This is a genomic window from Pseudomonas sp. 18058 (assembly GCF_902706155.1).
Taxonomy (GTDB): domain Bacteria; phylum Pseudomonadota; class Gammaproteobacteria; order Pseudomonadales; family Pseudomonadaceae; genus Aquipseudomonas; species Aquipseudomonas rustica.
This window is the reverse complement of sequence record NZ_CACSJY010000011.1, coordinates 106,545-132,762: the sequence shown is the minus strand read 5'-3', so window position 1 is coordinate 132,762 and position 26,218 is coordinate 106,545. Positions and strand designations below refer to the sequence as shown.

The window sequence follows — 26,218 nt, the reverse complement described above, 5'->3', positions numbered from 1 at the left end:
TTTGATCTTCAAAGTCAAAAGATCGCAGCCTTCGGCAGCTCCTACAGGGGTATTCGGCGCGCAGCAGATCCCTTGTAGGAGTGAGCCTGCTCGCGAAGGCGGCATCAAAGCCACTGCAAATTCCGAAAGACAATCAAGCCTGCGCCGCCGCACTCACCACCGGCCGCCCCGGCTTACGCAGCGGTTCCAGCCGCGAGCCCTCATACCGCGTCTCACGGAAAAACTTCCAGCGTCCGAACAGGCAATACACGTGCATCACGCGCCCCTGTTCATGATAGCCCATGCGAATGTGCAGCTTCAGCGCCGGAATATTGTGCGTCTCACAGACGTCCACCACCTTGTTGCAACCCTGCGCCGCCATCGCTTCCCACAGCGCCACCTGCACGTCCACCGACAGGCTGCTGCCGAAATAGGTGCGGATCATCTCGCCACCAAATTCGAAGAACTCACCCGGCTTCACCGGGAAGGTGCAGCCGTAATAGTGACGATCGTGATAGTCGCGAATGCTGCCCCAGATGAACCCCACCGCATGCCCATCCGCATCGAGGTACATATGCCCGGTGTGACCCTCGGCGGCGAGCTCCGCCATGGTCTCCACGCGGTCACCGAAATGTTTGCTGAACGCAACGGCATTCTCTGTGGTGATGTCGACTTTGCTCAGGCCCTCGTAAGGACGCAGCTTGTGCGGCGGCACCGGAGTGACCAGGTCGCGCTCCATCCACAACAGTTCCCAATGGAAAAACACGTAACGTTTCCACAACGTGCCGAAGGTGCGGCCCAGGCCTTTTTGGCGGATGCGTTCTTGTAGTTTTTTGATGAAGCTCATGATGCCCTCCGTGGCCGAAGCCCGGTGTTGTGGATGTCGCTTTTGTGGGTATAGATCACCCTTGGGGGTTCATTTCAAAGTGCCATCTTCGAAAGTATTGCAAGGTATGTAACTCAATCGAGTGCGGCGGTACCGCGTAGAAAATCCTTGTTCAGATCGGCGTAGGAAACCCGTGGAACGCCCTTCAACCGCTGCTCTAGCACGCGGCTCAGGGACTCGTCAGGGTTGAGATAAGCATCACCAAAATCGCTGCCAAGTTGCGTCGGGTGCGCGACGATTTCCAGCACGCCGTCGGTCGGCGAAATGTCATTGCGCAGGTCGATCGGCGTGCACACATAGTCAGCCGTCACACCAGCCAGACTCTGCAAGCGCCAATTGAGCAAACCCTTGAACACGCGCTTGGGCAGATTGAGGTTTTGCCCCAGATTGCGCGCCAGTCGAATCGGCACACCTTGATGCGCGGCAAACCGCGCGACGATCTCGCCAATCGGCCAGATGTTATGCACGTGCTGGTGCGAATCGATATGACTCGGCCGCACACCGTGATCGACGCAACGCTGCCACTGCGCCTGCAATTCTTCACGCACCGCCTCGCGATCTTCACGGCCAAGCCACAACCGATGGCGCGGCAGACTCAGGTCGAACACGCCATGGTCGTCGCAGAAGGTACGGCGCTTGAGAATCGCCTGACTCAACGGTCGCCCGTAAGTCAGGTTGAAGTGCAATCCAACCCGGCCTTGCAACGTCGGATGCCGGGCCATCGCGCACGCCGCTTCGAACGCCGGCATGTTGGCCATGGCCGTGGCAGAACTGATGACCCCGGCCTGAAAGGCAGCGAAGATCACCGCGTTTTCGTTCGGGCTGAGGCCGAAATCGTCAGCGTTGACTATGACTTGGCGTGGCATGTTCGCCCTCCGTGGTGATCGCAACAGGTTTCAAAACAGGTTTCGCTTGCTCGGCACGCCGCGCCCGCCAGGCTTGTACGCGCGGCTTGAGTCGATGCCACAGGCGCAAGCCCAGGCCGAGGACAAGACCACTCGGCCGCCAGGAATAAAAACTCCAGCGCCAGTGCTCCAGTTGTCCGGTCATGCGTTCGTGCAGTTGATGGCTGGAGTTTTCCAGGCTGACCCGCGAGGCATCGATCCAGTGCCAGTGATCGTCGAGCCCCCAGCGAATCCATTCCTCCAGCAGCACCCGGCCACTGCCCAGATCGGCGTATTGCGGCAGGAAGGCGAGGTTGTAATCGTAGAGCCGGCCTTGTTCCAGCAGGCCGAGGCGATAGCTGATGCAGCGCCCGTTCAACTCCAGCGTGACCACCCGAACCAGGCCTTGGCCGGCGAGGGCGATGAACGCGCGTTCGATCAATTGGCGACTGGGTTCGCGGGCAAAAATACCTACGCCTTCGTCACCTTTCCAGCTCACCGCTTCGACTTCGCTGATGGTCTGCAACAACGGGCCCATGCTCATCGCATCGGGAGTAATTCTGCGCACTTCAGCGCCACACGCGGCGATCCGCTTGCGTGCCCGACGCAGTTTGTAGCGCGGATCACCGGAGACTTCCTGATGATCGGCCTCGCTTATCAGGTGCACCGGCACTCGACAACTCAGCCGTCGTTCACCGGTCGAGCTGTGCGCCATCCATTCGGTGAGCGCACTTTCTTCACCGGCAGGTTCGGACAATTCATTGAGTTGCAGCAGCGCGTGGGGCACACGTTGGCGAATCATATTCAGCGCCTGACGCATGTCCTCAGCGCCCAACAACGACAGCAGCGCCAAGCGATCCGCCAGCGGATAACCCAAGTGATGCAGCACCCGAAACGGCACGCCGGCAAAGCGTTCGCGACTTGCCACAAGCGGCAGACACAGACGCAATTCGTCCGCTTCCCAACCCAGCAGGATGTGCAGACGCTCATCCGTACCAAGGGCCTGCTCGGCCGCGCACAACCAACCAAGGTTGTTGAACGGCGTGTGATCCGTCACCCGCAAGCGCAGCGCTTCATACGCTGCTTCGGGGAAATCGGCGGCGCACAGTGAAGTGCGCCATTCAAATCGCGTCACCATAGGCTCAGGCCGCCGTTGCTGTTACGGGTGGACGGGACGGTTTGCGCAGTGCGTCCAGGCGCGAGCCGCTGTAGCGGGTTTCGCGGTAGAAGCGCCAGCGACTGAACACGGTGTAAACATTCATGATCCGTCCCTGTTCGGTATAGCCCATGCGCAGGTGCAGCTTGAGCGCCGGGATATTGTGAAATTCGCAGACGTCGACGACCTTGTCGCAACCCTGTGCGGCCATGGCTTTCCACAGCTCCAGTTGCAGATCCACCGACAGCTCGGTGCCCCAATACTTGCGGGTCAACTCGCCGCCAAACTCGAAGAACTCGCCGGGTTTCACCGGGAACAGGCAGCCGTAGTAATGCCGGTCGAAATAGTCCCGCGAGCTGCCCCAGATAAACGCCACGGCAGCGCCCTGGTCATCCAGGTGCATGTGCCCGGTGTGGCCTTCGTTGGCCAGTTCAGCCATGGTGCCGACGCGGTCACCGAAGTTGCGGGCGAAGGCGCTGGCGTTGTCTGGCGTGATCTTCACTACCTGCAATGGCGGGTAGGGTTTGAGGTTGTGCGGCGGCACCGGGCTGACCAGATCACGCTCCATCCACAGCAGTTCCTGATGGGAAAAAACGTAGTGTTTCCAGGCTTTCGCCAAAGTGGCGCGCAGGCCTTTTTGTTTGATGTGCTCGCTGAGTTTGCTGACGATGCCCATGGTGTGTGCTCCTGAACCTTTCGGCGCAGCGACCCTAATTGTTGAGAGAACTCCTGTGGCGAGGGGATTTATCCCCGTTGGGCTGCGAAGCGGCCCCGCTTTAACAGGATAAGAAGCGACGACTGCTGCGCAGCCGAACGGGGATAAATCCCCTCGCCACAAAAGCTCAATCACATCGGGGTTAAAGTTCGCCTGGCCTTTCTCATGAATGTTCGGAATTGGCTTCATGGCGCGATCCAGCTCAGTGCAAACAGGGTCTGGCCTGGCAGATCAAAGCTGACGCGTCCATCGCGGCAGGTGAACGGTGCGTCGCGGCTGCGGTTGTCGGTGCCGAAGTAGCGCAAGGCGCCGTTGTGCAGCGGGCACTTGGCGCCGCTCAGTTCCATGCGCTGCAGGCGTGTGCCCTTGTTCACCCCGAGCAAGCCACGCTGATCGTCGCCGGCCATCGCCAGCACATCGACTTCAAAGGAATCGTTTTCCAGCCACAGCACCTGATGCAGCCAATGCTGGGCGATAAACTGCTGCGCCAGGCCGACCGGTTTCAACTCGAAACGTTGTTCATCCGCCGAGACCCGCAGCATGCCCTTGGGGTACTGCGGCTCATCGGCAGCCTGGAACCAGTTGAGCATGCTCAACAAGCCGTCCTGCGAGGCGTTGATCACCACCGACGCCCACCACAGCGAAGCGTAGTGGGTTTCCTGATCGTAGGGGCTGAGGCTGGAGCCGCTGGACATATTGGTCTGATCGAGCAGCAAGGCCTTGCGCGGCTGACCTTTGCTGTCGAGGCCAACCAGGTCGGCGGCGCGACGCACGCTGTCGCGATAAACGCGCGTGGCGAGCAGGTCGCGAATCATCCATTCGTGCCACGCCAGCGCATCGACCTGATCGCCTGATTCGCTAAGCAAGCGCCGCGCCCAGTCGATCCCGCGTTTATCCGCCGCGTTGTCGGCGAACGGCCCGTTGACCAGTCGCGAACTGGCCGGCATGGCAATGCGCACACCAGCCTTGGCATTCGCTGGATCGCTGCGCACCTGCCGAGCCATGCTGGCGAAAATCGCCTGATACTGCGCGTAGCTCGAATAGTTGAGATTCGGCTCATCGGCAAAACCAATGTAATGCGTGCCTTTGCCGCCCAGCGCTCGGGTGCTGGCCAGCCACGCATCGAGGCCGCTGTTGCTCTGCACATCGGCGCGCAGATCCGCCTGTCGCTGACTGCCAGCGAGCAAGGTGATGTCTTGTTTGATGCCGAAACGATCCTGATACACCTTTCGGAACGCGTCTTCGAAATGCGGGTTCTTCGCCGTCACATCGACAAAACTGTAGTAACTCGCAGCGCTCGGTTTCAGCGCGTCCAGCACGGCGTGACTGGCCGGCGGCGGCATCACGTAGGGCAGGGCGATGCCCAGATCCGGCGTGCGCCCGAGGACTTTGTCGTGCAGGGTCAAACGGGTGTGCCCGGCGTCTTCGCGCAGCGGCTTCAGTTGCTGCGGATTCTGCGCAAACAGGTTGGCCGTGCCATCCAGCCAGAACGCTGCTTTGCCGCTGCCTTGCAAACGCAGGCGCCAGACCTGTTCGCGCTCGCTTACGGGCAGGGCGACCTGATCGAACTGCCAATAGGCGCGATAAGGTTTCAGCGCCAGTGTCAGTGGTTGATCATCGCCAACGCGCTGCGCCTGCAAACCGCTGACGCCGCCATGAAACTTGCCGGCCAGCACTGCGTGCTCGCCCGCTGCGACTTTGAAATACAACTCGTCGCCATTGTGCGTATCGGCGCTGAAATGCACTTTCGCTGGGGCGAACAACGCCACCGTGCGCTCGTCATGTTCGACGCGGTAATTGCGGAAGCTGTAGCCGGGAATTTCCAGTCGATAACTCGCCGCGCCGGGCAACAACGGCCAGCTCTGACTGCCACGGGTTTCACTGGCTTTGATAAACCGATCACCCTGCAACTTGCCTTGGCCATCGAGCAAATACACATGTTCTTCATTGGCCTCAGCCTGCCACGCCGGTGTCCAGCGTACGGTTACCGTGTCCGGGCGATCCGCTTGCAGATACAGGCTGCCGTCGCGAATCTCGCCCCAGCGCATCGACGCCGCAAAGGCGTCCAGCGACAGGCCGAGACCGAGCAGCAGGGCCAGGCCTTTCATGCGGTTTTCCGCCGTTGCAGCATCAGCCACATCGGTGTGACGTCGCGCGGCAGGATGATCAGGGTTTGCCAGAACGGCACGCCGCTCAAGCGGCAATAAAGCACCAGCATCGCTACCGTCACTGCCAGATACGCAATCGACGAAGCCGCCGCCGCGCCGACAATTCCGTACGCCGGAATCATCACCAGGTTCAGCGCCAGGTTCAGCAGCGCGCCCAAACCCATCAGCATCGACACCGTGCCGGGGCGATTTTTACCGAGCAAGTCCAGGCGTAAAATGCTTGCGTAGCACAGGCCCAACAGCCCCGGCAGCAACGCCAGCAGCGCCGGGTAGGCCGGTTGGTACACCGCACCAAACAGCGTGACGATCAGCCATTCGCCAATCACCGCCATGGTCAGGCACGCGCCGAGCATCACCGTCGCGGTCAGGCGCAGGGCCAGCGGCGTGACCTTGTCCATGCCTTCGTCTTGTTGCAGCAGGCGTTTCATCAGCGGCGTGGTTACCGCTTCCGGGACGATCAGCAGCAGTTCGGCGGCGGCGCTGGCCATTGCGTAATGACCGAGGGCGGTGCTGCCGAGCAGGGCGCCGATAAACAGATAATCCGAGCGCAATATCACTTGCTGGAACAGCAGATCCGGATGACTGCGCGCGCTGTAGCGCAGCAGTTCTTTCTGGCTGGCGCGATCCCATTGCAGTTGTAATGGCTGCGCGCGTTTGAGCCAGACCCAACCGGCCAGCACCACCAGACTGATCCCGGCGAGCCAACTGATCAGCGCGGCTTCGAGTGCGGCGCTTTTCCACATCCAGAACAGTGCGAGAAACAGCAGCAGCGGCGCCAGCGACTCGACCAGACGCAAGGCATTGAACGCGACCACGCCACCCGAGGCGTTGTGCAGCGTCAGCAGGCCGCTTTTCAACACGGTGAGCGGCACCGCCAGCAGCAACAGCCAGGCGAGCAAACCGAGCTGCATCGTTACATCGAGTTCACTGCCGAATTCCCGTACCAGCGCCACCACCAGCAAGGTCAGCAGCGCCGCCAGCAAACAGCCAAACACCAACACTTGACTCAGCAACAAACCCATCGGCCGCTGCTTGGCCGCCTGAAAACCCACCGCGGAATTGAGCCCGCCACTGGTGGCGGCGCTGATCAAGTCGGGCAGGGTGCTGAGCAGTGCAAACAAGCCGCGCTCACTTGGCCCGAGAATCCGCGCCAGCAGCACGTTGCGCAGCAAACGCAGGGCGATCATCGCCAGTTTGGTGCCCATGCTCAGCGCCAGGTGTTTGAGGTAGGTGCCTCGGCTCATGGTCGCGCCCCGCGAAAAATCCGCCACGACAACAATTCCGGATTGCGCGCGGTGCGCTGACTGACGCCGAAACGCGGCAGGTTCAACGGTTCGCCTTCGCCGCGATAGATACCGGTGCCGGTGCCGAGCGCGAACGGATAATCGTGATTGGCGATCTGCTCGCGCACGCGTTCATCGTTGTCGCCGTTGGGGTAGCAATACACCGGCAGTGGCCGGTTGCAGCCGTTGTACAAAGCATCGCGGCTGCGGCTGATTTCTTCGTTCAGGCGCTGATCATCAAGGCCGGTGAGGATCGCGTGACTGGCGCCGTGCGGGCCGAAACGCACCAGTCCCGAAGCTTCCAGCGCGCGGACTTGATGCCAGTCCAGCGCTTGCGGTTGCGATTCCATTGGGCATTCGTCGGTGAGCTTTTCCAACTCTCGCGGATCAAGCGACTTCAACCCTTGCAGGTAATGCAGTAACGCCAGGCTGCGGCGGTCGACATCGATGTCATCGAGCATCACCGGCAAGGGGTGATGCATCATTTGCAAGCACTCGATCAAATGCATCCGCGCCTTTTCGCCGTGGCTGCCCCACAGGGTTTCGCCGAGGCTTTCCCACCAGAAACGCTGACGGCTGCCAATGAAATCGGTGGAGAGGAAAATGCTCGCCGGCACCTGATGTTTTTGCAGGAGCGGGAAGGCGTTGACCGCGTTGTCGCGCCAGCCATCATCAAAGGTCAGCGCTACGCGCGGGCGCTCGCTGCGCAGCGAATTGGGCTGAAGGATTTCCATCAACGGCACGCAATCGAAATGTTTGCGCAACCACACCAGCAAATGCTCGAAGGCCTTGGGCCCGACGCACAGTTCATTGCGGTGCGGCAGGTTGGCCGCGCGGTCGTTGGCCAGCACCCGGTGCAGCATCAAAATCACCCCGGCGCCGTGCAACTGGTTGCGGCCCATCGACGAGTTGAGATAGAGCCAGCCACTGGTGCGTTTTAGCAGTTGTTTGATCGCCATGGCTTCAGTCCTTTTAACGGTTCTGTTCGGGATTCCACTGGGCATACCGCTGACCGCGCAGGAACTGCCACAGGCCGAGACTCATCCCGGCGAGGGTGACCAGCAGAAACGCAGCGAGGCGGAAGGGTTTTGGCAAACGGTGTTGCGAATCCAGCAGCCCGGCAATCGCGATGGTGTAGCCGATCAGTTGCGCGATCAGGGCGAGGCGGTAGAAACCGTGTTCTTGCCACAGCCAGAAGTTGCTCAGCAGCAGCGGCAACAAGAGGATCGGCGCCAGTCGGCGGATCAGTTTGTGGCTGATCAATGCGATCGAGTACAGGCCATATTTCAGCGGATTGAGCAGCTCGCGACGTTGCGCGAGGCTTTGCAAACCGCCGACGGTGACGCGCTGACGGCGCCGGAATTGTTTGTCTGCTTCATCAACACCGTGGTCGATCACTTGCGCTTCCGGCACATAGACGATGCGTTTGTGCGCCACCGGTGCGCAGGTGCTGATAAAGAAATCGTCGTTAACCTCGGCCGGCACGTTCTGGAACAACTCGCGGCGCAGGGCGAGCAGGGCGCCGTCGGCGGAGACCATGCAACCGGTGCGGTTCTCGACCCGGCGCAACCAGCCTTCGTAATGCCGATAGAGACTGTCGCCGACGCTCAAGCCGCCGCCGGTGACCGGGATGACCATGTGCCCGGCACAGCCGCCAACCTGCGGATCATTCAACGGTGCGAGCAGGTAGCCGAGGGTTTCGCGGGACCATTGGTTGTCAGCGTCGGTGAACACCAGAATGTCGCCAGTGCTCAGGGCTACGCCGGCATTCAGCGTCGCCGCTTTGCCCTGACGCGGCAGGTCGAGGACGGTGATGCGCGGGTCAACGACTTTGTGCGCGCAAGCCACGGTGTCATCGGTCGAACCGTCGCTGGCCAGAATGATTTGCAGGTTTGCTGGCTGATAATCCTGCGCCAGCAACGTGCGTAATTTGTGCTCGATATGCCGTGCTTCGTTGTGCGCCGCAATCACGATGCTGACATTCAGCGGCGGCGCCGGAGTGTGCCGCCAGGCCGGAAACAGCGGCGCGACCAGCGTCAGCAGCAGCGGGTAGCCGACGTAGGCGTAGACCGGCAGCAACAGGCACATCCAGAAAATGAATTCAGCCACGGGCAGGCCTCCTGGCGTTCCAATGACACAGACTCAAAATGAACGCGGCGCCGGCCAGGTGCAGGCGCACCCAGTGCAGGCCCCACAGTTGCAGGGTCAGGCCGATATCGTGGTGTTTGGCGCTCTGGCGCAGGCTCAGCACCAACCCCGGCAGACTGGTGATCGCCACCATGATCGCCGCGTGATGCGGAAAGCCATCAAGCAGCGCCGAAATCGCCAGAAAATCCAGCAACCATACGAACAGCGATAGCATCGGAAAACGCAGCAAGCGCAGGCTGAAACCGTGGGTACGCAGCAGTTGCAGATGACTGCCCTGACGCCACAATTCCTTGCCCATCCACTCGCGCCAATTCATCTCGTAACCCCAGTGCAAGGCGACGCTGTTGTTGATCGAGAGCAGGCGCGCGCCCTGTTCATGCAAGCGCAAAGTGAACTCCTTGTCCTCGCCGGTGCGCAGGGTTTCGTTGAAGCCACCGACCTTGTCGAACCAGCGCCGGCGCATCAGCAGGTTGGCACTGGGTAACCAGTCGACAACATGCGAGGTCTGCGACGACACGCGCAAGGTGCGCCGTTGCCACGCGGTGGCGTACCACGGCGCTTCGGCGGGGGTGTGCAGATCCAGCGCAAATACGTCGGCCTGACCGCTGGCCTCGATGTCGAATAAAGGTTTGAGCCAGTTCTCCGGCATTTCGATGTCGGCATCGATAAACGCCAGCCATTCACCGCTAGCAATGGCGGTACCGCGATTGCGCAACGCGCCGATCAACAACCCCGGCAATATCAACACCGTCGCGCCGAATTGCCGGGCGATGTGCGGGCCTTCATCGGTCGAGCCATTATCGACCACGATCAGTTCGCACTCGATATCAGCCGCGTGCGCGGCTTTTTGCGCCGCGAGCAGCGTGCGGCCAATGTGCTGGGCTTCGTTGAACATCGGAATGACGACACTGATTCGGCTCATGCTCTGGCCTCCGTGGTCAGCGCTGCTTGCTCGGCTTTCAGACGCAGGACACTGGTCAGCGCGAGCATGATCCACACGTATTTCTGGTTCGGTGCGCTGAGGAACATCAGGAACAGCGTCAGCGACAGAAAACTCACGCCGAGGTGCGTCATCAGATCCGCCTGATACGCATCGCGGCGCAGCATCCACGCCGCCCGCGCGCGAATCAGGTTGTATAGACCGAGAGCAAGCATGCCGACAAACAACAGCCCGGCAGGCACCCCGAGTTCACTGAAAATCTCCAGGTAGGTGTTGTGCGCGCGACGGTACAGGTCGCCGATTTTGCGGTTGGCGGAAAAGGCTTTGGCGTAACCGGTGGTCGCGTAATGCAGCGGAAAGGTGCCGGGGCCGGAGCCGAGCAGCGGGTTCTCGCGGATCATCTGGCTGCCAACGACGATGTACGAAGCGCGGCGGCCGAGGGATTCGTCCTGCGCCTTGGAACCGGCGCTGAGAATACTCAAGGACTGGATGCGCGCCATGTAGCCGGCCGGCATCGCGTAGATCGCCAGCGGCAGCACGATGGCCGCACCGAGCATGGCAAAACCCAGATGCCGTGGACGAATCCGCGTCAGTTGCGAGCGGTAATGCCAGCAGCCGATCAACAAGCTCAGCGCCAACACCACCAGCCCCGAGCGCGATTCGGTTTTGGTCATGCCGCCCAGCAACAGCAGGCAGCAACCGCCCCAGAACAACCGGTGCAGCAGGTTCGGGCTACGTATCACCAGCAGCAAACCCATCGGCACCGCGAAGGCAATCAGCATGGCGAAAGCGTTGGGGTCTTCGAGCAGGCCCGCCGCGCGGCCCTGATCCTGGAATTTGGCCGAGAACATCGCCATCGCGCAGGTGGTGCTGACGGCGAGGGTGACGAGGCGGGCGAACAGGTCGAGATTAAGGTCGCGGCCGATCAACAGGGTAATGACAAACAGAATCAGACCGACGCTGAGTTCACGCAGATGCCCTAGTGACATGCCCAGATCATCGGTGTTGAGCATGCTCAAAAAGTACAGAACCATGAACCAGATCAGGTAGCGCCAGATATTGCTGCGCAGGCGCTCCGAAGGAATCTGGTGCAGCGCCAGTTGCAGCATCAAAATCACCGCCAGCCCGGCACCGAGCAATTTACTCCCGGAAAACGAACTGTCCTTGAAGAAACCTTCGAACGGCACCAGTGCAGCGATACCGAGCAGGCCCCAGGTCGGCTTGCGGTACAGCACCGCAAAACCGACCAGGCCGAGCACCACTCCCGGCGCCAGAAACGGATAAGGGCTGGCCAGCAAAGCGATGCAGACCAGACCGAGCAAACTGACGATCGAGAGCGGGAAAATCATGCGCGTGCCTCCCGTGCCGTGCGGATGTACAGCTGCGACCAGCGTTCGGCCAGGGCCTTGAGGTCGTAGCGATCCTGTTGCGTGCGTTTTGCGTTGTCGCGCAGTTGCCGGGCCAGTTTCGGCTCGCTCAGCAAGGTGTCGAGCTGACGGCTGAGGTCGGCGCAATCGGCGGGTGTGGCGAGCAAACCGTTGTGCCGGTGTTCCAGCACGTCGGGAATCCCGCCGACACCGAACGCCACCACCGGCACCCCGGCCTGCATGGCTTCGAGCAAAATCATCGGGGTGCCCTCGGTGCGCGAGCTGATCACCAGCGCATCGAGTTGCTGCCACCACGGTTGCATCGCCGTCTGATAACCCGGCAAACGAATGCGTTGCTGCAATCCGGCGTTGTCGATCCGCGCCTGCAACGCCTCGCGTTCCGGGCCGTCGCCGAGCATCACTGCGTCCAGTTGCGGATGCTGGTGACACAGCGGAATCAGCGCGTCGAGAAACATATCCGGGCCTTTCTCGCTGCTCAACCGGCCAACGTAACCGGCCAGCCAGCGTTGCCGATCGGCATCCGGCACCATCGCCGCAGCGGCCGGCAAACCGTTGGGAATGACCTGCAATTTATCCGCGCGCACGCTGGCCTCACGGTGCAGCGTGGCGATGCTTTCCGCCACGCAGACGACCCGATCCACCGACGCCGTGCGGCACAGTTGCAGGCTGAGCCAGGTGTAAAACTTCTGCTTGCGGCTGCGCGGTGTGAAACCGTGTTGGGTGATCACCAACGGCAGGCGCAACAGCGTCGCGCCAACCCAACCGAACAACAGCCCTTTGAAATTGTGCGTATTGAGCAACGGTTTTTCAGCGCGACGCTGACGCAAGTGCTGCAGCAATTCCGCTAGTCCGGCACAACCGCGGCAGTCCACCCCAGCCTCGCGAAAGCGCGCGATCAGGTCTGCTGGCGCGTCGAGGAACAGCACCTGATGCTGCCCCGGCGTCGCCAGACAATGATCCAGCAACATGCGCTCGGCCCCATAGAAACCGCCGCTGCTGAGCAAATGAATGATCGGCAGCGCGGTATTCGGGGCGGATGCGCTGCTCAATTGCGCACCCAGTGCAGAAAGCTTGGTACGGTCCAGTTCTTGTGCGGATTGCTCGGCAGCACGTTTTGGTCGTTGATCACCAACAGCACCGGAATGCCCAGCTCGTGGCTGATTTGCGCCGGGTGTTTGAAGCGGTGATCGAAGAACTCACGCACGTAGACGAAGGCAATCGCCAACAGCAACCCGGTGAGCATGCCGAACGGGATGATCAGGCCCGGTTTCGGGAACGCCGCTTCGGTCGGTTCGAACGGCGGGCTGAGCACCCGGGCGTTGGACAGGTCGTCGCTGAGCGAACGGGTGGTGCTGCTTTCGGCGAACCGCTGGGCGTAGGTTGAAAACGCAGCGTGCAGCGCGTCGATCTCGGTGTCCATCTGCCGCAGCTTGCTCTGAGTCTGCTGCAGCTCGTGGATGCGGTTCTTGAACTGGGCGATGCGCGCGGTTTTCTGATCGATCACCTGCTTGACCACCGCCAGATCGTTGGTGCGTTCCTGAATGCGGTTGCTCACCACTTTGAGGAACTGGCTACGGGTTCGGGCGATTTGCTCGCGGGTCAGCAACATCGGCTCGCTGCCAGGCTGGAACACCGCCAGATCATTCATGTAGCGGCTGACCTGAGTGGTCAGTTGCTCGCCCATCTGTTTGATCTCCCGATCCTCGAACGCCACGTTGTCGACGGTGGTGGTGAAGGTGTAGGGGAAGGTGTAGTCGTTGAGCTTGTTAGTGCTCGCGGCCGCCAGTGCGGTTTTCAGGTATTCGAGCCAGCGCTGGCTCTGCAGCAGGCGATCCTGATACAGGTTCAGCGCCTGCTCTTCGGTGTTGATCGCGTTGAGGCGGAAGGTGATTTCTTCCTTCGGATCCGACGCGCCGACGCTTTCGAGCAAGGCCTGACGGTTGCCTTCCAGGCCATCGAGACGTACTTGATAAAGCTGTTTTTTCGACTCATAAAACGACTGCGGCAAGTCGATCGATTGCAGCGCCTGACGGCTGACCAGATAGTTCTGCAAGAGGGCGGCGACAAACGTTGTGCCCTGGTGCGGATCGGGGAAGCTATAGATGATCGAGATCACGTTGGAGCCCGGCAGCGTCTCGATTTTCAGGCTGTCGATGGCTTGCTGGGTCAGGGCGTCGAGCGCGGTGTCACGCACCGGATCGGTCTCCAGCCCGAGCATGTTGCGCACCGGGTTGATCACGTACTGGCGCAGCGGCGAACTGACGTAGCGCTTGAACGGATCGGCCACCAGTTTGCTGAACATACCCGGCGAAGGCGTGTATTCGCCCTTGTCGCGCAGTTCGCTGATGGTCTGGCGGATCAGCGCCGGCGAACGGAGGATATTGCTCTCGGTTTCCATGTCCGCCAGCGACGGTGGAATGAACGTGGCGTTGTCCACGGTGAGCGACGTGGTGGCGTCACCCTGAGAGAGTTTTTTCGACTGCACGATCACCTGCGCGGTGATATCGAAGCTCTGTTTGAGCAACAGCGGCAGGAGCAGGGCGATCACTGCAAAGATCAGGAAGACCCGTTTCACCAATTGCTTGTTGGCGAAAAAGATCCTGAAGAACTCGTGCAGGTAGTTTTCCTTTGGGTTCATGTCGTTCACCTGAGAGTTAGTTGCTGTCACTGTCTTTGTTGTCGACGCGGTAGCCGAAGCTGAACCCGACGCCCTGGAACAGCACCACGTCGGCCAGTTGACGGGCGAGTTCACCGGCGCTGGCCAATTTGGTTTTCGGTACGTAAAGCATGTCGTCCGGTTGCAGGTAGGCGATTTGCGGCGCCTCGCCCGACAGGGCCTTCTCGACGTCGTAACGCACCGCCTTCACCTGATTGCCGTTGCGGCGCATGATCACCACCGAATCAAGGCGTGCCTTGACATTGGTGCCACGGGCCAGGGTCAGCGCCTCAAGCACCGAGACCGGCCGGCGGATCGGGTAGGAACCCGGTTGGCCGACTTCGCCGAGCACATAGATTTCGTTGCCGGCGGTGGACTTCAGCAGCACGTCCACGGTCATCCGGCCCGGCAGTTGCGCGTACTTCTTGTTGAGGAAGGTTTCCAGTTGATTGACGGTCATGCCTTGCAGCGGCACGGCGCCGATTTCCGGGAAACTCGCGTAGCCGTCAGTGCCGACGGTGATCTCGCGGCTCATGCCGGTGGCCGGGTGATTCAGCGCGCTTTTCAGGTTTTGCTCATTGGTCAGCGGGCTGATGATCTGCACGGTCAATTGATTGCGATTGGGCTGGAACAGCTGTTTGCGCTGATAGGCACGCTGGATTTCTTCGCGTGCCTGATCACTGGTCAGCCCGGCGATTTTCACCGAAGTGTTGGCGCCCGGCAGTTCGATGCTGCCATCCGGCAGCACCAGTTGATTGCCGTTGAGCTGGCTGGCGGCGGTGAAGTTCAGGCCGATCTGGTCACCCGACTGCACGCGGTAAGCGTCCGAGCCACTGGTGCTGATATGGAAGATTACGTCGAGCACATCCTGCGGGCGCAGGGTCTGCTCGATCTTCGGCATATCCGTCGCTTGGGCGTTGGCCGGCGCGGCAGTGAGGATATTCACCGGCATGTTTTGCGTTTCAGAATTGCTGGAGCAACCTGCGAGCGGCAGCAACAGCAGGACAAGCATTTTGGCGTTCATGGCGTCATCCTTCGCGGTTGCTTACAGGTTTTTGTAAAGCCATTTGGGCATGTAGTACTTGCGCCGGTTGAACACGCTGCCGACCACTTTCGCGCCAGCCTGCGTCAGCCGTTGCACGGCGGCCTGAGCGACTTCCCAGCGGGTGTCTTCAGCGCGAACCACGAACACCACGCCATCGACCTGAGTGCTGATCACCAGCGTGTCGGCGGCGGAATACACCGCGTCGCCGTCGATCACCACGAAGCGATACTGGCTGCCCAGTTGATCAAGCAACGGGCTCAGACGCTCGGCGGTCAGGTGCTCCATGGTGCGGATCGGCCGGCCATTCGGCAGTACGTGGAACGGCAGGCTTGAGACCTGCACCACGCAGTCCTGTAACAGTGGCGGGTTGTCCGGGTTGAACAGCAAGTCACGCAGGCCGCGCTCTTTGCTCAGGTTCAGCTGCTGCGTCAGATTGCTCGCCGACTGGCTGGCGTCGACCAGCAGCACCTGGCCGCTGCTCATTTGCGCCAACTGGCTGGCCAGCGCCAACGCACTGGTGGTGGTGCCGGCGCCCGGGTTGGCGGCGGTCAGAAACAGGATCCGCAGATCAAGATCCAGCACGGTCGAGGTCAGGTTCGATTCGCTGGGGTTGGCAATGCTCAGGCTTTTGTTGGTTGAACCGTCCATTAGCTTGCTCCGTGGCCGCTGAATACTTTGAAGGGGGTTTTCAACAGAATCTTCAGATCAAGCAAAAGGCTCTGCTCGGCGATGTAGCTGAGGTCCAACTCAACGCGCTGGTCGAAGTCGATGTTGCTGCGCCCGGAGATCTGCCAGAGGCCGGTCATTCCGGGATAAATCGCCAGACGGGCGAGGTGACTGTCCTTGTAGCGATAGGCGTTGAACGAGGTCGGACGCGGGCCGACCAGGCGCATGTCGCCGGTCACTACATTGATCAGGTTGGGCAGTTCATCGAGGCTGGTGCGCCGCAGAAAACCGCCGATACCGGTGATGCGTGGATCCTGATCAATCTTGAAGTCGATGGCGTCGGCACCGTGCTTGTTCAGGTGGCGCAGCGACTCTTTCAATTCTTCGGCGTTGGCGACCATGGTGCGGAATTTGTACATGCCGAACTTGCGACCGCGATAACCGGTGCGTTTCTGCACGAACATCACCGGGCCTTTGCTGGAGTACTTGATGGCCAGCGCCAGCCCGAGCAGCAGCGGCGAAATCAGCAGCAGAATCATCAGCGCACCGAGGCAAGCGACCACGCGGTTGGTGCGCGACAGTTGCCATGGGCGACCGCCGTCACGGCCGGTGAACCAGCCACGGCCCTGACGGTGAATCGCTGCATCGAGGCGCATTCGTTGTTCCGGATCCATGCGTTTATCACGCTGCAGTTGTTGGATCGGTACACCTTTTTCATGTCCAGTCATAAAGTCCTCCGCTGATGTTCAGCCGCGAGCGGCGCGTGGGCGATAGGCAGTCGGGTAGTAATCGCGAAACCATGCGATGAAGCGTCCAAGTCCTTCGTCCAGCTCTATGCGTGGCTGGAACCCGGTGGCCTGGGCCAGATCGCTGGCGTCGGCACAGGTGTTGAGCACGTCGCCCGGTTGTAGCGGCAGCAGCTCGACAATGGCGTTCTGGCCGAGGTGTTTTTCCATCAGCGCCAGATAGGTTTTCAGCTCGACCGGGTGTTGCCCGCCGATGTTGAACAGCCGCCACGGCGCCATGCTGCTGGCCGGGTCAGGCTGCTCGCGATCCCACAGCGGTTGCGCTTGTGGTGGGCGATCGGTGAGACGGGCAATGCTTTCGATGATGTCGTCGATGTAGGTGAAGTCGCGTTGATGCTCGCCGTAATTGAACAGCTTCAGCGGCTCGCCTTCGCTGATTGCCCGGGCGAACTGGATCGGCGACATGTCTGGCCGGCCCCAAGGGCCGTACACGGTGAAAAAGCGCAGGCCGGTACAGGGTATGCCGAATAGATGGCTGTAGCTGTGCGCCATCAGTTCATTGGCTTTTTTAGTGGCGGCGTACAGCGACAGCGGATGATTGACGCCGTCCTTCACGGAATAGGGCGTGTGCTGGTTGGCGCCGTACACCGAACTCGACGAGGCGTAGATCAAGTGCTCGACCGGGTGATGCCGGCAGCTCTCCAGAATGTTGAGGAAACCATTGAGGTTGCTGTCCAGATACGCCCGTGGATTTTCCAGCGAATAACGCACCCCGGCCTGCGCCGCGAGGTGAATCACCACTTGCGGGCGTTCACGGACAAACAGCGCGTCGACGGCCGCGGCATCGGCCAGGTCAACCGTCGCGAGCTGGAAATCGCCGACCTGCTCACGCACCCATTGCACGCGGTCGTGCTTGAGTTGCGGGTCGTAGTAGCTGTTGAAATTATCCAGGCCGACCACCGAGTGGCCGTCGCGCATCAGCCGCAATACGCAATGAGCGCCAATGAAACCGGCCGCACCGGTGACCAGCACCTTCATGGCCGTGGTCCTTCGGGGGCGATATGGCGCAGGCCGATGCCGCTGTAATGCAGGCCGGCGGCGGCGACGTGTTCCGGGTTGTAGAGGTTGCGGCCATCGATGATGACTTTCGAGCGCAGCTTTTCGGCGAGCAATTCGAAATCGACCACGCGGAAGTTTTTCCACTCGGTGCAGATCACCAATGCATCGGCGTCTTCAAGGGTGTCGTCGCGGGTGGCGCACAGGTGCAAATCGTTGCGGTAGCCGTAGATGCGTCGGCATTCGGACATCGCTTCCGGGTCGTAAGCCTGCACGCTGGCGCCTTCGGCCCACAGTGCATCCATCAGATAACGGCTCGGGGCTTCGCGCATGTCATCGGTGTTCGGTTTGAACGCCAGGCCCCAGATCGCGATGGACTTGCCAGCCAGGCCTTGCGGAAATTGCGCTTTGAGTTTGCTGAACAGGATGTGCCGCTGCAGGTCGTTGACGTCGGTGACGCTGCGCAGCAATTTCAGCGGCATGCCGTTGTGTTCGGCGGTGTGCAGCAGGGCGCGCAGATCCTTGGGAAAGCACGAACCACCGAAGCCGCAGCCCGGATAGATAAAGTGGTAACCGATGCGCGGATCAGAACCGATGCCTTTGCGCACGGCTTCGATATCGGCACCCAGCAGTTCGGTGAGATTGGCCAGCTCGTTCATGAAGCTGATACGCGTGGCGAGCATCGCGTTGGCGGCGTACTTGGTCAGCTCGGCGCTGCGGTTGTCCATGAACATCAATTTTTCGTGGTTGCGGCAGAACGGCGCGTACAACTCGCTCATCTGCTCGCGGGCCGCTTCGTCGCGGGTACCGACGATGATCCGGTCAGGGCGCATGCAGTCGGCGAGGGCGCTGCCTTCCTTGAGGAATTCGGGGTTGGAGACCACGCGCACGTTCAGCTCGGATTTGCCGCGACGCAGCAGTTCACTGTTGGCTGCGGCGAGCACCTGATCCGCCGTGCCGACCGGCACCGTCGATTTGATGATCAGCGTGCGATCAGCCTCCATGAACGAGGCGATTTGCCGGGCGACGTTGAGCACGTGGCTCAGGTCAGCAGAGCCATCCTCATCGGCCGGCGTGCCCACGGCGATGAAGATCAGCTCGGCGTGCTCCACCGCATCACTGGCCTGAGTACTGAACAATAAGCGCCCGGCTTTAATGTTTTCTTCCAGGGTGCTGGATAAACCCGGTTCACTAATCGGAGGAACTGCTTGTTGCAGTTGCTTGATTTTATTCGGATCAATATCCACGCATAAAACGCGGTGTCCAACATCGGCAAGTGCTGCTGCTTGTATCAGGCCAACATAGCCCGTACCAAATACGCTCACGTCCATATTGGCGTGCCTCGTAAGACGGTGGAAAGAGTTCGAAATGAGACTGTCAAAAGGGGTATAGCGCAGGGTGAGAAAAGCGTGTCAGCAAAATGACATGTTGCACCTGTATAACAGGCCCATTTTTGGGGGCGAATGGCCATCAAGTGCTTGCTATTGCTGGAATTGTCCCGTTCTTGACGCTTTTTTCACAATTCCATTAATGCGATAAACGGTCGCAGGCCGCGAAATTAGAGGCTTGCAGCAACTGGAGTGTGTCAGATTTGAGTCAACGTTTTTTTGACGCTTTATTGAAAAGTCAGCCATTTCTTGCGCTTTGATGGCCGGGTGCTAGTGTCAGTTTTTGACCGACAAAACCTTGACCCTTTGCCGTTTCGCGCGTCCGGAAAAACCATGTTTCGATACCTGAAAGAACTGCTTTTAATTATTTATCTGCTGCTTTATTGCGAATATTACATTGAGCGGTTAAATGCTATCGGCCTTGGTTTTCCTGTACTTCTTTTTGGCGCGATGTTTTTGGCGCTTACTTTCGCGTTATATCTAACGGCCTATATACGCCAGACACTCATACGACATCTATTCGCATTGGCAATGTTTGCCTCGGCGGTGTTTTTTGATGTCTATACCCGCGTCACCGCGGATTACCTGAACTACAGCAGTTTCGTCTCGCTGGTCTATTCCGGTGGCTTCATTCAGGAGGCGGCCTACCAGTACCGCGACGCGATCCTGCACGGGGTGCTCAGTGGTCTGTTGCTGCTATTCGGCATCGGTCTCAAACCTCGGCATGCGCTGGTGGTGCCGAACGCCTTGCGCGTGGCCGCGCCGATTGGTGGGGTTTTGCTGCTCAGTACCGTGCTGTTTTTACGCGCGGGCGAGGGCGCCCGTGGCTTGCCGATCATGTACACGCCGCTGGCCTATCTGAACCTGTTTGCCTATGAGGCGCTGCACAACACCGTCGGCCCGCGTGAACCAGTGACGCTGGCGCGCGCCTCGCAACCGGTCGGCCATGACATCGTGCTGATCATCGACGAAAGCATCTCCGGCAATTATCTGGACATCAACGCGCCGTTCGGCGTGCACAGCAACCTCAAGCAGGCGCACGCTGGCGTCGATATTTTCAATTACGGCTACGCGGCGTCCATCGCCAATTGCAGCGCCGACACCAACGTCACCCTGCGCTACGGCGGCACCCGCGCCGATTACATGCGCATCAACAGCACGCTGCCGTCGATCTGGCAGTACGCGAAAAAGGCCGGGCTGCGCACGGTGTACATCGATGCCCAGCGCACCAGCGGCAATCTGCAGAACCTGATGACCGACACCGAGAAAAAGGATATCGACGAATTTGTGCAATTCGACAAGACCAGCGTGCGCGACCGCGACATGGCGGCAGCGGCGAAGCTGATCGAGCTGCTCAACGACGACAAAGCGGAGTTGGTGGTGATCAACAAGGTCGGCGCGCATTTCCCGGTGCACGACAAATACCCCGATGCATTCATGGCGTACCGCCCGACGTTGCCGCGCGGTCAGTTCACCGAGGTGGCGGATACTGGTGAGCGCACCGGTTTCAATGGCCAGCCCGATGATTGGGTGCTGTACCGCAATGCCTACAAGAACACGGTGCTGTGGAACGTCGGCGAGTTTTTTGCGCGGGTGTTTGCGCAGGCCAATCTGAACAATGCGTTGCTGATTTATACGTCTGATCATGGCCAGGATTTGCATGAACGCGGCAATCCCGGGTTGAACACCCATTGCGGCGGCGATCCGGTGGAGGAGGAGGGCTTGGTGCCGTTGGTGGTGATTCAGGGCAGCGATCTGAAAACGCTGGATTGGTCGGCGCAGTTGGCGGTGAACAAGGATCGCTCCAGCCACTACAACATTTTCCCGACGCTGTTGCAGTTGATGGGCTATGACCTTGCAGGGGTTGAGGCGGTGTATGGCAAACCGCTGAGCGTGGCGACGGGCGATGAGTTTACGTTTAACTACCGGTTTAATGCGCGGCTGGGGGCGAAGCCGGAGTGGAAGCATATTGATCTGGGCAGCATTGTCACGCCGACGCAGGCGCCGGCGAGTGTGGCGGCGGGGCAGTGAGTTTTGGGTTGGATGGGCGGGCCCTTTCGCGAGCAAGCCCGCTCCCACAGGTTGATCGCATTGCAAAATGTGGGAGCGGGCTTGCTCGCGAAGACGGTGTGGCTGTCACTGCCAATATTGAGTGTGGTACCGAGCCCGATAAACCCCCGGCGCACACCCCAACCATCTCAAACACGCGCGGTTGAAACTCTGCACATCGCTATAACCCAACCGATCCGACACCTCGACCAACTCCAGCTCTCCGGCCTGCAATAAATCCTCAGCCCGATAGCGCCGATACTCATCCAGCAATTCGGAAAAACTCCAGCCCAACGCCTTCAAGCGTCGCGCCGCCGTGCGCTCGATCAAATGCTGCGCCGCACAAAACTGCTTCCAGTCCGCCGCTGCGAGATCCTCGATCAGGTAATCGCTGAGCTGCTCCAGCAACGTCGATTCGCTGTTACGCCGCGTTTGCTCCAGCAACTCCACCAGCGTCTGTTCCAGCCCCTGATTGCCCGGCGTCAGTAGGCCCGCACGTTCCAGATGACTTTACCGCTGGCGTCCTTGACCTGACCTCAGACACGCGGTGATCAGGCAGGCCAACAGGCCGCGGGGGCTCAAAGTGAAACGTTGCATGGCGTCTCCGGTTTTTATCGTTATGGGTGAACCAGTTTCAGAGGGTAGGGCGGCGCTCTGGCGCGGCGGTGATCGTCAACGGACAAAAACCATTCAGTGCCGCTATCCTTGGCGCAGGTTCATTGATCAGGTTTTGCCATGCTTGAGGTTCGCAACGTCTTCAAAAGCTACGCCACCCCCCAGGGTTCCTTGCCGGTGCTGCAAGGCGTCGACCTGACGCTGGAGGCTGGCAGCAGCCTCGCGCTGATGGGCGAATCGGGCAGTGGCAAAAGCACTTTGCTGCACCTGGTGGCCGGTCTGGACAAGGTCGATCGCGGCAGCATCCGCAGCGGCGAGCATCGGCTGGAGGAGATGAACGAGGCGCAACTGGCGAACTGGCGGCGTACGGAAATCGGTCTGGTGTTCCAGCAGTTCAACCTGATCGGCAGTTTGCGCGTTGAGGACAATCTGGCGTTTCAAGCGCGACTCGCCGGGCGCCACGAGCCGCGCTGGCAGGCGCATCTGGTGCAGCGCTTAGGCCTTGGCGATCTGCTCAAACGCTATCCGGAACAGCTTTCCGGTGGCCAGCAACAGCGCGTCGCGTTGGGCCGGGCGCTGGCGTCGCAGCCAAAATTGCTGCTGGCCGATGAACCGACCGGCAGCCTCGACGAAGCGACCAGCGATGAAGTGCTACGGCTGTTGCTCGAATTACTTAATGACACGCCGACCACTTTGTTGATGGTTACTCACAGTCAGCGGGTCGCGGCGCAATTGGCGCAGCGCGTGGTGTTGTCCAAAGGTCGGCTGACGTGATGGTTTTTCGCCAGACCCTGCGCCCACTGCTCAGCCATTGGCGGCGCCATCCGGTGCAGTTTTTCAGTGTGCTGACCGGGTTGTGGCTGGCGACCAGTTTGCTGACCGGCGTCGAAGCGCTGAACAGTCAGGCCCGCGACAGCTACGCCCGCGCCAGTCGGATGATCGGCGGCGAACCGCAAGCCAGCCTGAGCACCCCAAGCGGCGCAACGTTCACCCAGCAATGGTTTGTTGATCTGCGTCGACAGGGTTGGCCGGTGTCGCCGCTGTTGCAGGGCCGTTTGATGCTCAAGGATCACGAAAATCAGCGGCTGCAATTGATGGGCATCGAGCCGGTGTCGCTGCCGACGGACTCGGCGGTGGCCGGGCAGGCCATGCCGATCGAGCGTATCGTCGAGTTCTTCACACCGCCCGGCAGCACATGGATTTCCCCGGATACCCTGCAGGCCTTGAACCTCGCAGAGGGCGCCACGCCGCAGACGGTTAACGGCCTGGCATTGCCGCCGCTGCGGGTGCAAAAGGACATGGCACCCGGTGTGTTGCTGGTCGACATCGGTATCGCGCAAACCCTGCTCGAACAGCCGGGGCAACTGTCACGGCTGTTGCTGCCCAAGGACTTTCACGCCGAGTTGCCGGCCTCGTTCACAGGTCAGTTGCAGCTGAAAAGCAGCGGCGAGGAAAACAATCTGGCGCGGCTGACCGAGAGCTTTCATCTCAACCTGGATGCCTTGGGATTCCTCTCGTTTCTGGTTGGCTTGTTCATCGTCCACGCGGCGATTGGCCTCGCATTGGAGCAGCGTCGAGGCCTGCTGCGTACGTTGCGCGCCTGTGGTGTCAGCGCGCGAATGTTAATCCTCTGCCTGATCGTTGAGTTGGGCATGCTGGCGCTGATCGGCGGAGTGTGCGGCGTGATCAGCGGCTACTGGCTGGCCAGTATATTGCTGCCGGATGTCGCCGCCAGTCTGCGCGGTTTGTACGGCGCGGAAGTGGCGGGGCAGTTGCGTCTGAGCCCTTGGTGGTGGTTCAGCGGCATCGGTTTGAGCCTGTTCGGCGCCTTGCTCGCTGGCGGCAACAGCCTGCTGCGCGCGGCACGATTGCCACTGTTGGCCGTGGCCGATCCGCAAGCCTGGCATCAGCAATATGCGCGCTGGTTGCGTCGGCAAGGTTGGCTGGCGGCAGTGCTGCTTGCGATTGCACTGGCTGCGTTGATCTGGGGTGACAGCCTGGCGAGTGGCTTTGTGTTGATGGCCGGGCTGCTGCTCGGCGCCGCGCTGGCGTTGCCGGTGTTGCTCAGCGCGATACTCAATCAATTGCTCGGGCGCAGTCGTTCGGTGCTCGGTCAGTGGTTTCTCGCCGACTGCCGGCAGCAATTGCCGGCGCTGAGTCTGGCGCTGATGGCGTTGCTGTTGGCCCTAGCCGCCAACATCGGCGCCGGCAGCATGACCTCGGGTTTTCGCCAGACCTTCAACGATTGGCTCGAACAACGTCTGAGCGCCGAGCTCTATATAAATCCGAGCAATCCGGCGCAGTCCCGCGAAATGTACAGCTGGCTGCGGCAACAGCCGAACGTCGCAGCGGTGCTGCCCAACTGGCAGGTGTCGGTGACGCTGCAAGGCTGGCCGGCGGATGTTTTTGGCGTGATCGATCACCCGCATTATCGCGAGCACTGGCCGTTGCTCGATTCCAGCGGCAGCGATCCGTGGGGCCACTTGGCGACGGACGATGCGGTGATGCTCAGCGAACAACTCGCCCGCCGCCTGAAACTGCAGGCCGGCCAGCACCTGACGATCCCCACGCCCAACGGCCCATGGTCGCCGCGCATCGTCGGCATCTACGCCGATTACGGCAATCCGAAAGGGCACCTGCTGGTCAACGTCAATCACCTATTGCGCGGCTGGCCGCAACTGACGCCGAACCGCTTTAACCTGCGTATCGAGCCGAAAAATATTCCAACATTGTTGAGCGCGTTGCAGACGCGGTTTCAGCTGGATGACAGCCGCATCGTCGATCAGGCGCGGCTCAAGGGCTGGTCGGTTCAAGTGTTCGAACGCACCTTCGCGGCGACGGCGGCGCTGAACAGTCTGACCCTCGCGGTCGCTGGCGTGGCGCTGTTTATCAGCCTGCTGACCCAGAGTCAGAGTCGCCTCGGTCAACTTGCGCCGCTGTGGGCGCTGGGCGTGACGCGCAAACAGTTGATGCTGCTCAACCTCGGTCAAACCTGGCTGCTGGCGGTGCTGACGCTGGTGTTGGCGTTGCCGTTGGGGATCGCGCTGGCGTGGTGCCTGGACGCGGTGATCAACGTGCAGGCGTTTGGCTGGCGCCTGCCGTTGCGGGTGTTCCCGTGGCAACTGCTGCAACTGATGGGGTTGGCGTTGCTGGCGACATTATTGGCTTCGGCATGGCCGCTGTATTCGCTGTACCGCACGCAACCGGCGGATTTGTTGAGGACGTTTGCCCATGAGGATTAACCGCGTGGTGCTGATGCTCGCGCTGCTGCTTGGCGGTTGCGATCAACCGGCGCCTGAGCAGAAGGGCTTTGCCGGGATGGGCGATAAAGCCGAGGCGTACACGGCGGTGGTGCCGGGGCGGGTGTTCAGTTTTCCGGCGGATCACGGCGCGCATGATGGATTTCGCATCGAGTGGTGGTACGTCACCGCCAATCTCAAGGATCAGCAGGGCAACGAGTTTGGCGTGCAATGGACGTTGTTTCGCAGCGCCCTCAAACCCGTGCCGGAGCAGTCGGGGTGGAGCAATCAGGTGATTTGGCTGGGGCATGCGGCGGTGACGTCGGCGTCTGCACATCACGCCGCCGAACGTTATGCGCGCGGTGGCGTGGGCCAGGCCGGCGTTCGCGTAGCGCCGTTTGAGGCATGGATCGATGATTGGCGGTTTAGCAGTCAGGCTGCCGATCCCTTGAGGGATCTACAGCTCAGCGCTCGCGACAAAGACTTCGCCTATCAACTGCACCTCACCGCCAATCGGCCATTGGTGTTGCAGGGTGAGAAGGGCTTCAGCCGCAAATCCGCAGAAGGGCAGGCGTCGTATTACTACAGTCAGCCGTTTTTTCAGGCCAACGGTACGTTGCAGATCGATGGGCAGACCTACACCGTCAGCGGCCAGGCGTGGCTGGATCGCGAGTGGAGCAGCCAACCGCTGAGCGCCAACCAGACGGGCTGGGACTGGCTTTCGTTGCATCTGGACAGTGGTGAAAAGGTCATGCTCTTTCGCACCCGCCAGAAGGATGGCGCGCCATACCTGACCGGCACCTGGATCGCCGCCGACGGCCAGACGCAAACCCTGAGCGGCGATCAAATCACCCTCACACCGCAAGACACCGCCAACGTCGCCGGGCGCAAAATGCCGATCCGCTGGGTGATCAGCATCCCCGACAAACACCTCGACATCCAGATCAACGCGCTCAACCCCAAAGCGTGGATGAACCTGCGCATCCCCTACTGGGAAGGCCCGGTGAACATCACGGGCAGTCACCCGGGCCAGGGCTACCTGGAAATGACCGGCTACTAATTATCCAAACACCACAAACCCCTGTAGGAGCTGCCGAAGGCTGCGATCTTTTGATCTTGCTGGTTAAACGATCAAAAGATCGCAGCCTCCGGCAGCTCCTACACGGATCGGTTTGAACTCGCGTTGCTGTGGTGTCCTCTACAGAGAAACC

General features: G+C 60.6%; 22 protein-coding genes. 4 read left to right on the top strand and 18 right to left on the bottom strand.

All coding sequences use genetic code 11. From position 1 onward, the window contains the following. Positions 1-133 precede the first annotated feature (133 nt). The 17 genes from GVL50_RS08690 to GVL50_RS08610 all read right to left on the bottom strand — a co-directional run bounded on the left by GVL50_RS08690 (position 134) and on the right by GVL50_RS08610 (position 19,047). Positions 134-826, bottom strand: a complete 693-nt coding sequence (locus tag GVL50_RS08690) for an N-acetyltransferase (protein ID WP_159812513.1) — start codon at positions 824-826, stop codon at positions 134-136. A 113-nt stretch (positions 827-939) separates the two neighbouring features. Further along, positions 940-1,731: a ChbG/HpnK family deacetylase gene (locus GVL50_RS08685; protein WP_159812512.1), complete on the bottom strand. Its 792-nt coding sequence runs from the start codon at positions 1,729-1,731 to the stop codon at positions 940-942. Beyond that, positions 1,703-2,887, bottom strand: a complete 1,185-nt coding sequence (locus GVL50_RS08680; protein WP_159812511.1) for a GNAT family N-acetyltransferase — start codon at positions 2,885-2,887, stop codon at positions 1,703-1,705. Before GVL50_RS08680 ends, GVL50_RS08685 begins: the two co-directional genes overlap by 29 nt. A gap of 4 nt (positions 2,888-2,891) precedes the next feature. Then, positions 2,892-3,581 (bottom strand): N-acetyltransferase, encoded by a 690-nt coding sequence (locus GVL50_RS08675; protein WP_159812510.1) that lies wholly within the window; start codon positions 3,579-3,581, stop codon positions 2,892-2,894. 224 nt (positions 3,582-3,805) lie between these two features. Further along, positions 3,806-5,728, bottom strand: coding sequence for a hypothetical protein (locus GVL50_RS08670; RefSeq protein WP_159812509.1), 1,923 nt, complete (start codon positions 5,726-5,728; stop codon positions 3,806-3,808). Further along, entirely contained in the window at positions 5,725-7,032 is a 1,308-nt protein-coding gene (locus GVL50_RS08665) for a lipopolysaccharide biosynthesis protein (RefSeq protein WP_053119195.1), read from the bottom strand. The genes GVL50_RS08670 and GVL50_RS08665 overlap by 4 nt, the downstream gene beginning before the upstream one ends. Beyond that, positions 7,029-8,030, bottom strand: coding sequence for a polysaccharide deacetylase family protein (locus tag GVL50_RS08660; protein ID WP_159812508.1), 1,002 nt, complete (start codon positions 8,028-8,030; stop codon positions 7,029-7,031). Before GVL50_RS08660 ends, GVL50_RS08665 begins: the two co-directional genes overlap by 4 nt. Positions 8,031-8,043: 13 nt before the next feature. Then, positions 8,044-9,180 carry a glycosyltransferase gene (locus tag GVL50_RS08655; RefSeq protein WP_053119128.1) on the bottom strand — a complete coding sequence of 379 codons (1,137 nt, stop codon included), beginning with the start codon at positions 9,178-9,180 and terminating at the stop codon, positions 8,044-8,046. Beyond that, positions 9,173-10,141, bottom strand: a complete 969-nt coding sequence (locus GVL50_RS08650) for a glycosyltransferase (RefSeq protein WP_159812507.1) — start codon at positions 10,139-10,141, stop codon at positions 9,173-9,175. The genes GVL50_RS08655 and GVL50_RS08650 overlap by 8 nt, the downstream gene beginning before the upstream one ends. Beyond that, on the bottom strand, positions 10,138-11,508 hold the full coding sequence (locus GVL50_RS08645) for an O-antigen ligase (RefSeq protein WP_159812506.1): 1,371 nt from the start codon (positions 11,506-11,508) through the stop codon (positions 10,138-10,140). The genes GVL50_RS08650 and GVL50_RS08645 overlap by 4 nt, the downstream gene beginning before the upstream one ends. Beyond that, positions 11,505-12,596 (bottom strand): glycosyltransferase family 4 protein, encoded by a 1,092-nt coding sequence (locus GVL50_RS08640; protein WP_159812505.1) that lies wholly within the window; start codon positions 12,594-12,596, stop codon positions 11,505-11,507. Before GVL50_RS08640 ends, GVL50_RS08645 begins: the two co-directional genes overlap by 4 nt. Next, positions 12,593-14,185: a Wzz/FepE/Etk N-terminal domain-containing protein gene (locus tag GVL50_RS08635; protein WP_053119136.1), complete on the bottom strand. Its 1,593-nt coding sequence runs from the start codon at positions 14,183-14,185 to the stop codon at positions 12,593-12,595. The genes GVL50_RS08640 and GVL50_RS08635 overlap by 4 nt, the downstream gene beginning before the upstream one ends. A gap of 16 nt (positions 14,186-14,201) precedes the next feature. Next, a complete protein-coding gene (locus GVL50_RS08630; protein WP_159812504.1) occupies positions 14,202-15,227 on the bottom strand; it encodes a polysaccharide biosynthesis/export family protein in 1,026 nt (341 codons plus the stop codon). Positions 15,228-15,248: 21 nt separating this feature from the next. Next, entirely contained in the window at positions 15,249-15,896 is a 648-nt protein-coding gene (locus GVL50_RS08625) for a CpsD/CapB family tyrosine-protein kinase (protein ID WP_008084477.1), read from the bottom strand. After that, positions 15,896-16,642: a sugar transferase gene (locus GVL50_RS08620; protein WP_053119140.1), complete on the bottom strand. Its 747-nt coding sequence runs from the start codon at positions 16,640-16,642 to the stop codon at positions 15,896-15,898. Before GVL50_RS08620 ends, GVL50_RS08625 begins: the two co-directional genes overlap by 1 nt. An 18-nt stretch (positions 16,643-16,660) precedes the next feature. After that, the gene (locus GVL50_RS08615; RefSeq protein ID WP_159812503.1) at positions 16,661-17,698 is read right to left on the bottom strand and encodes an NAD-dependent epimerase/dehydratase family protein; all 1,038 of its coding nucleotides are present in this window, start codon (positions 17,696-17,698) and stop codon (positions 16,661-16,663) included. After that, positions 17,695-19,047, bottom strand: a complete 1,353-nt coding sequence (locus GVL50_RS08610; protein WP_159812502.1) for a UDP-glucose/GDP-mannose dehydrogenase family protein — start codon at positions 19,045-19,047, stop codon at positions 17,695-17,697. The genes GVL50_RS08615 and GVL50_RS08610 overlap by 4 nt, the downstream gene beginning before the upstream one ends. 390 nt (positions 19,048-19,437) lie before the next feature. On the opposite strand from GVL50_RS08610, the gene GVL50_RS08605 reads away from it, so the two are divergent. After that, positions 19,438-21,135, top strand: coding sequence for a sulfatase-like hydrolase/transferase (locus GVL50_RS08605; RefSeq protein WP_159812501.1), 1,698 nt, complete (start codon positions 19,438-19,440; stop codon positions 21,133-21,135). Between the two features lie 105 nt (positions 21,136-21,240). Here GVL50_RS08605 and GVL50_RS08600 read toward each other — a convergent pair whose 3' ends face one another. Next, positions 21,241-21,603, bottom strand: coding sequence for an AraC family transcriptional regulator (locus GVL50_RS08600; RefSeq protein WP_256671841.1), 363 nt, complete (start codon positions 21,601-21,603; stop codon positions 21,241-21,243). A gap of 285 nt (positions 21,604-21,888) precedes the next feature. Here GVL50_RS08600 and GVL50_RS08595 point away from each other — a divergent pair, with 285 nt between their 5' ends. The 3 genes from GVL50_RS08595 to GVL50_RS08585 are packed head-to-tail and all read left to right on the top strand — an operon-like array spanning position 21,889 to position 26,067. Then, positions 21,889-22,542 carry an ABC transporter ATP-binding protein gene (locus tag GVL50_RS08595; RefSeq protein WP_053119167.1) on the top strand — a complete coding sequence of 218 codons (654 nt, stop codon included), beginning with the start codon at positions 21,889-21,891 and terminating at the stop codon, positions 22,540-22,542. Beyond that, positions 22,539-25,010: an ABC transporter permease gene (locus GVL50_RS08590; RefSeq protein ID WP_159812500.1), complete on the top strand. Its 2,472-nt coding sequence runs from the start codon at positions 22,539-22,541 to the stop codon at positions 25,008-25,010. Before GVL50_RS08595 ends, GVL50_RS08590 begins: the two co-directional genes overlap by 4 nt. After that, positions 25,000-26,067 carry a lipocalin-like domain-containing protein gene (locus tag GVL50_RS08585; protein WP_159812499.1) on the top strand — a complete coding sequence of 356 codons (1,068 nt, stop codon included), beginning with the start codon at positions 25,000-25,002 and terminating at the stop codon, positions 26,065-26,067. Before GVL50_RS08590 ends, GVL50_RS08585 begins: the two co-directional genes overlap by 11 nt. Positions 26,068-26,218: the final 151 nt, after the last annotated feature.

Bases quoted from the DNA above. Each gene is read 5' to 3' on its own strand.
- GVL50_RS08680 (WP_159812511.1), bottom strand. From the start codon at position 2,887: ATGGTGACGCGATTTGAATGGCGCACTTCACTGTGCGCCGCCGATTTC.
- GVL50_RS08645 (WP_159812506.1), bottom strand. From the start codon at position 11,508: ATGATTTTCCCGCTCTCGATCGTCAGTTTGCTCGGTCTGGTCTGCATC.
- GVL50_RS08610 (WP_159812502.1), bottom strand. From the start codon at position 19,047: ATGGACGTGAGCGTATTTGGTACGGGCTATGTTGGCCTGATACAAGCA.
- GVL50_RS08670 (WP_159812509.1), bottom strand. From the start codon at position 5,728: ATGAAAGGCCTGGCCCTGCTGCTCGGTCTCGGCCTGTCGCTGGACGCC.
- GVL50_RS08585 (WP_159812499.1), top strand. From the start codon at position 25,000: ATGAGGATTAACCGCGTGGTGCTGATGCTCGCGCTGCTGCTTGGCGGT.
- GVL50_RS08605 (WP_159812501.1), top strand. From the start codon at position 19,438: ATGTTTCGATACCTGAAAGAACTGCTTTTAATTATTTATCTGCTGCTT.
- GVL50_RS08650 (WP_159812507.1), bottom strand. From the start codon at position 10,141: ATGAGCCGAATCAGTGTCGTCATTCCGATGTTCAACGAAGCCCAGCAC.
- GVL50_RS08690 (WP_159812513.1), bottom strand. From the start codon at position 826: ATGAGCTTCATCAAAAAACTACAAGAACGCATCCGCCAAAAAGGCCTG.
- GVL50_RS08635 (WP_053119136.1), bottom strand. From the start codon at position 14,185: ATGAACCCAAAGGAAAACTACCTGCACGAGTTCTTCAGGATCTTTTTC.
- GVL50_RS08625 (WP_008084477.1), bottom strand. From the start codon at position 15,896: ATGGACGGTTCAACCAACAAAAGCCTGAGCATTGCCAACCCCAGCGAA.
- GVL50_RS08675 (WP_159812510.1), bottom strand. From the start codon at position 3,581: ATGGGCATCGTCAGCAAACTCAGCGAGCACATCAAACAAAAAGGCCTG.
- GVL50_RS08660 (WP_159812508.1), bottom strand. From the start codon at position 8,030: ATGGCGATCAAACAACTGCTAAAACGCACCAGTGGCTGGCTCTATCTC.
- GVL50_RS08685 (WP_159812512.1), bottom strand. From the start codon at position 1,731: ATGCCACGCCAAGTCATAGTCAACGCTGACGATTTCGGCCTCAGCCCG.
- GVL50_RS08620 (WP_053119140.1), bottom strand. From the start codon at position 16,642: ATGACTGGACATGAAAAAGGTGTACCGATCCAACAACTGCAGCGTGAT.
- GVL50_RS08615 (WP_159812503.1), bottom strand. From the start codon at position 17,698: ATGAAGGTGCTGGTCACCGGTGCGGCCGGTTTCATTGGCGCTCATTGC.
- GVL50_RS08665 (WP_053119195.1), bottom strand. From the start codon at position 7,032: ATGAGCCGAGGCACCTACCTCAAACACCTGGCGCTGAGCATGGGCACC.
- GVL50_RS08630 (WP_159812504.1), bottom strand. From the start codon at position 15,227: ATGAACGCCAAAATGCTTGTCCTGCTGTTGCTGCCGCTCGCAGGTTGC.
- GVL50_RS08595 (WP_053119167.1), top strand. From the start codon at position 21,889: ATGCTTGAGGTTCGCAACGTCTTCAAAAGCTACGCCACCCCCCAGGGT.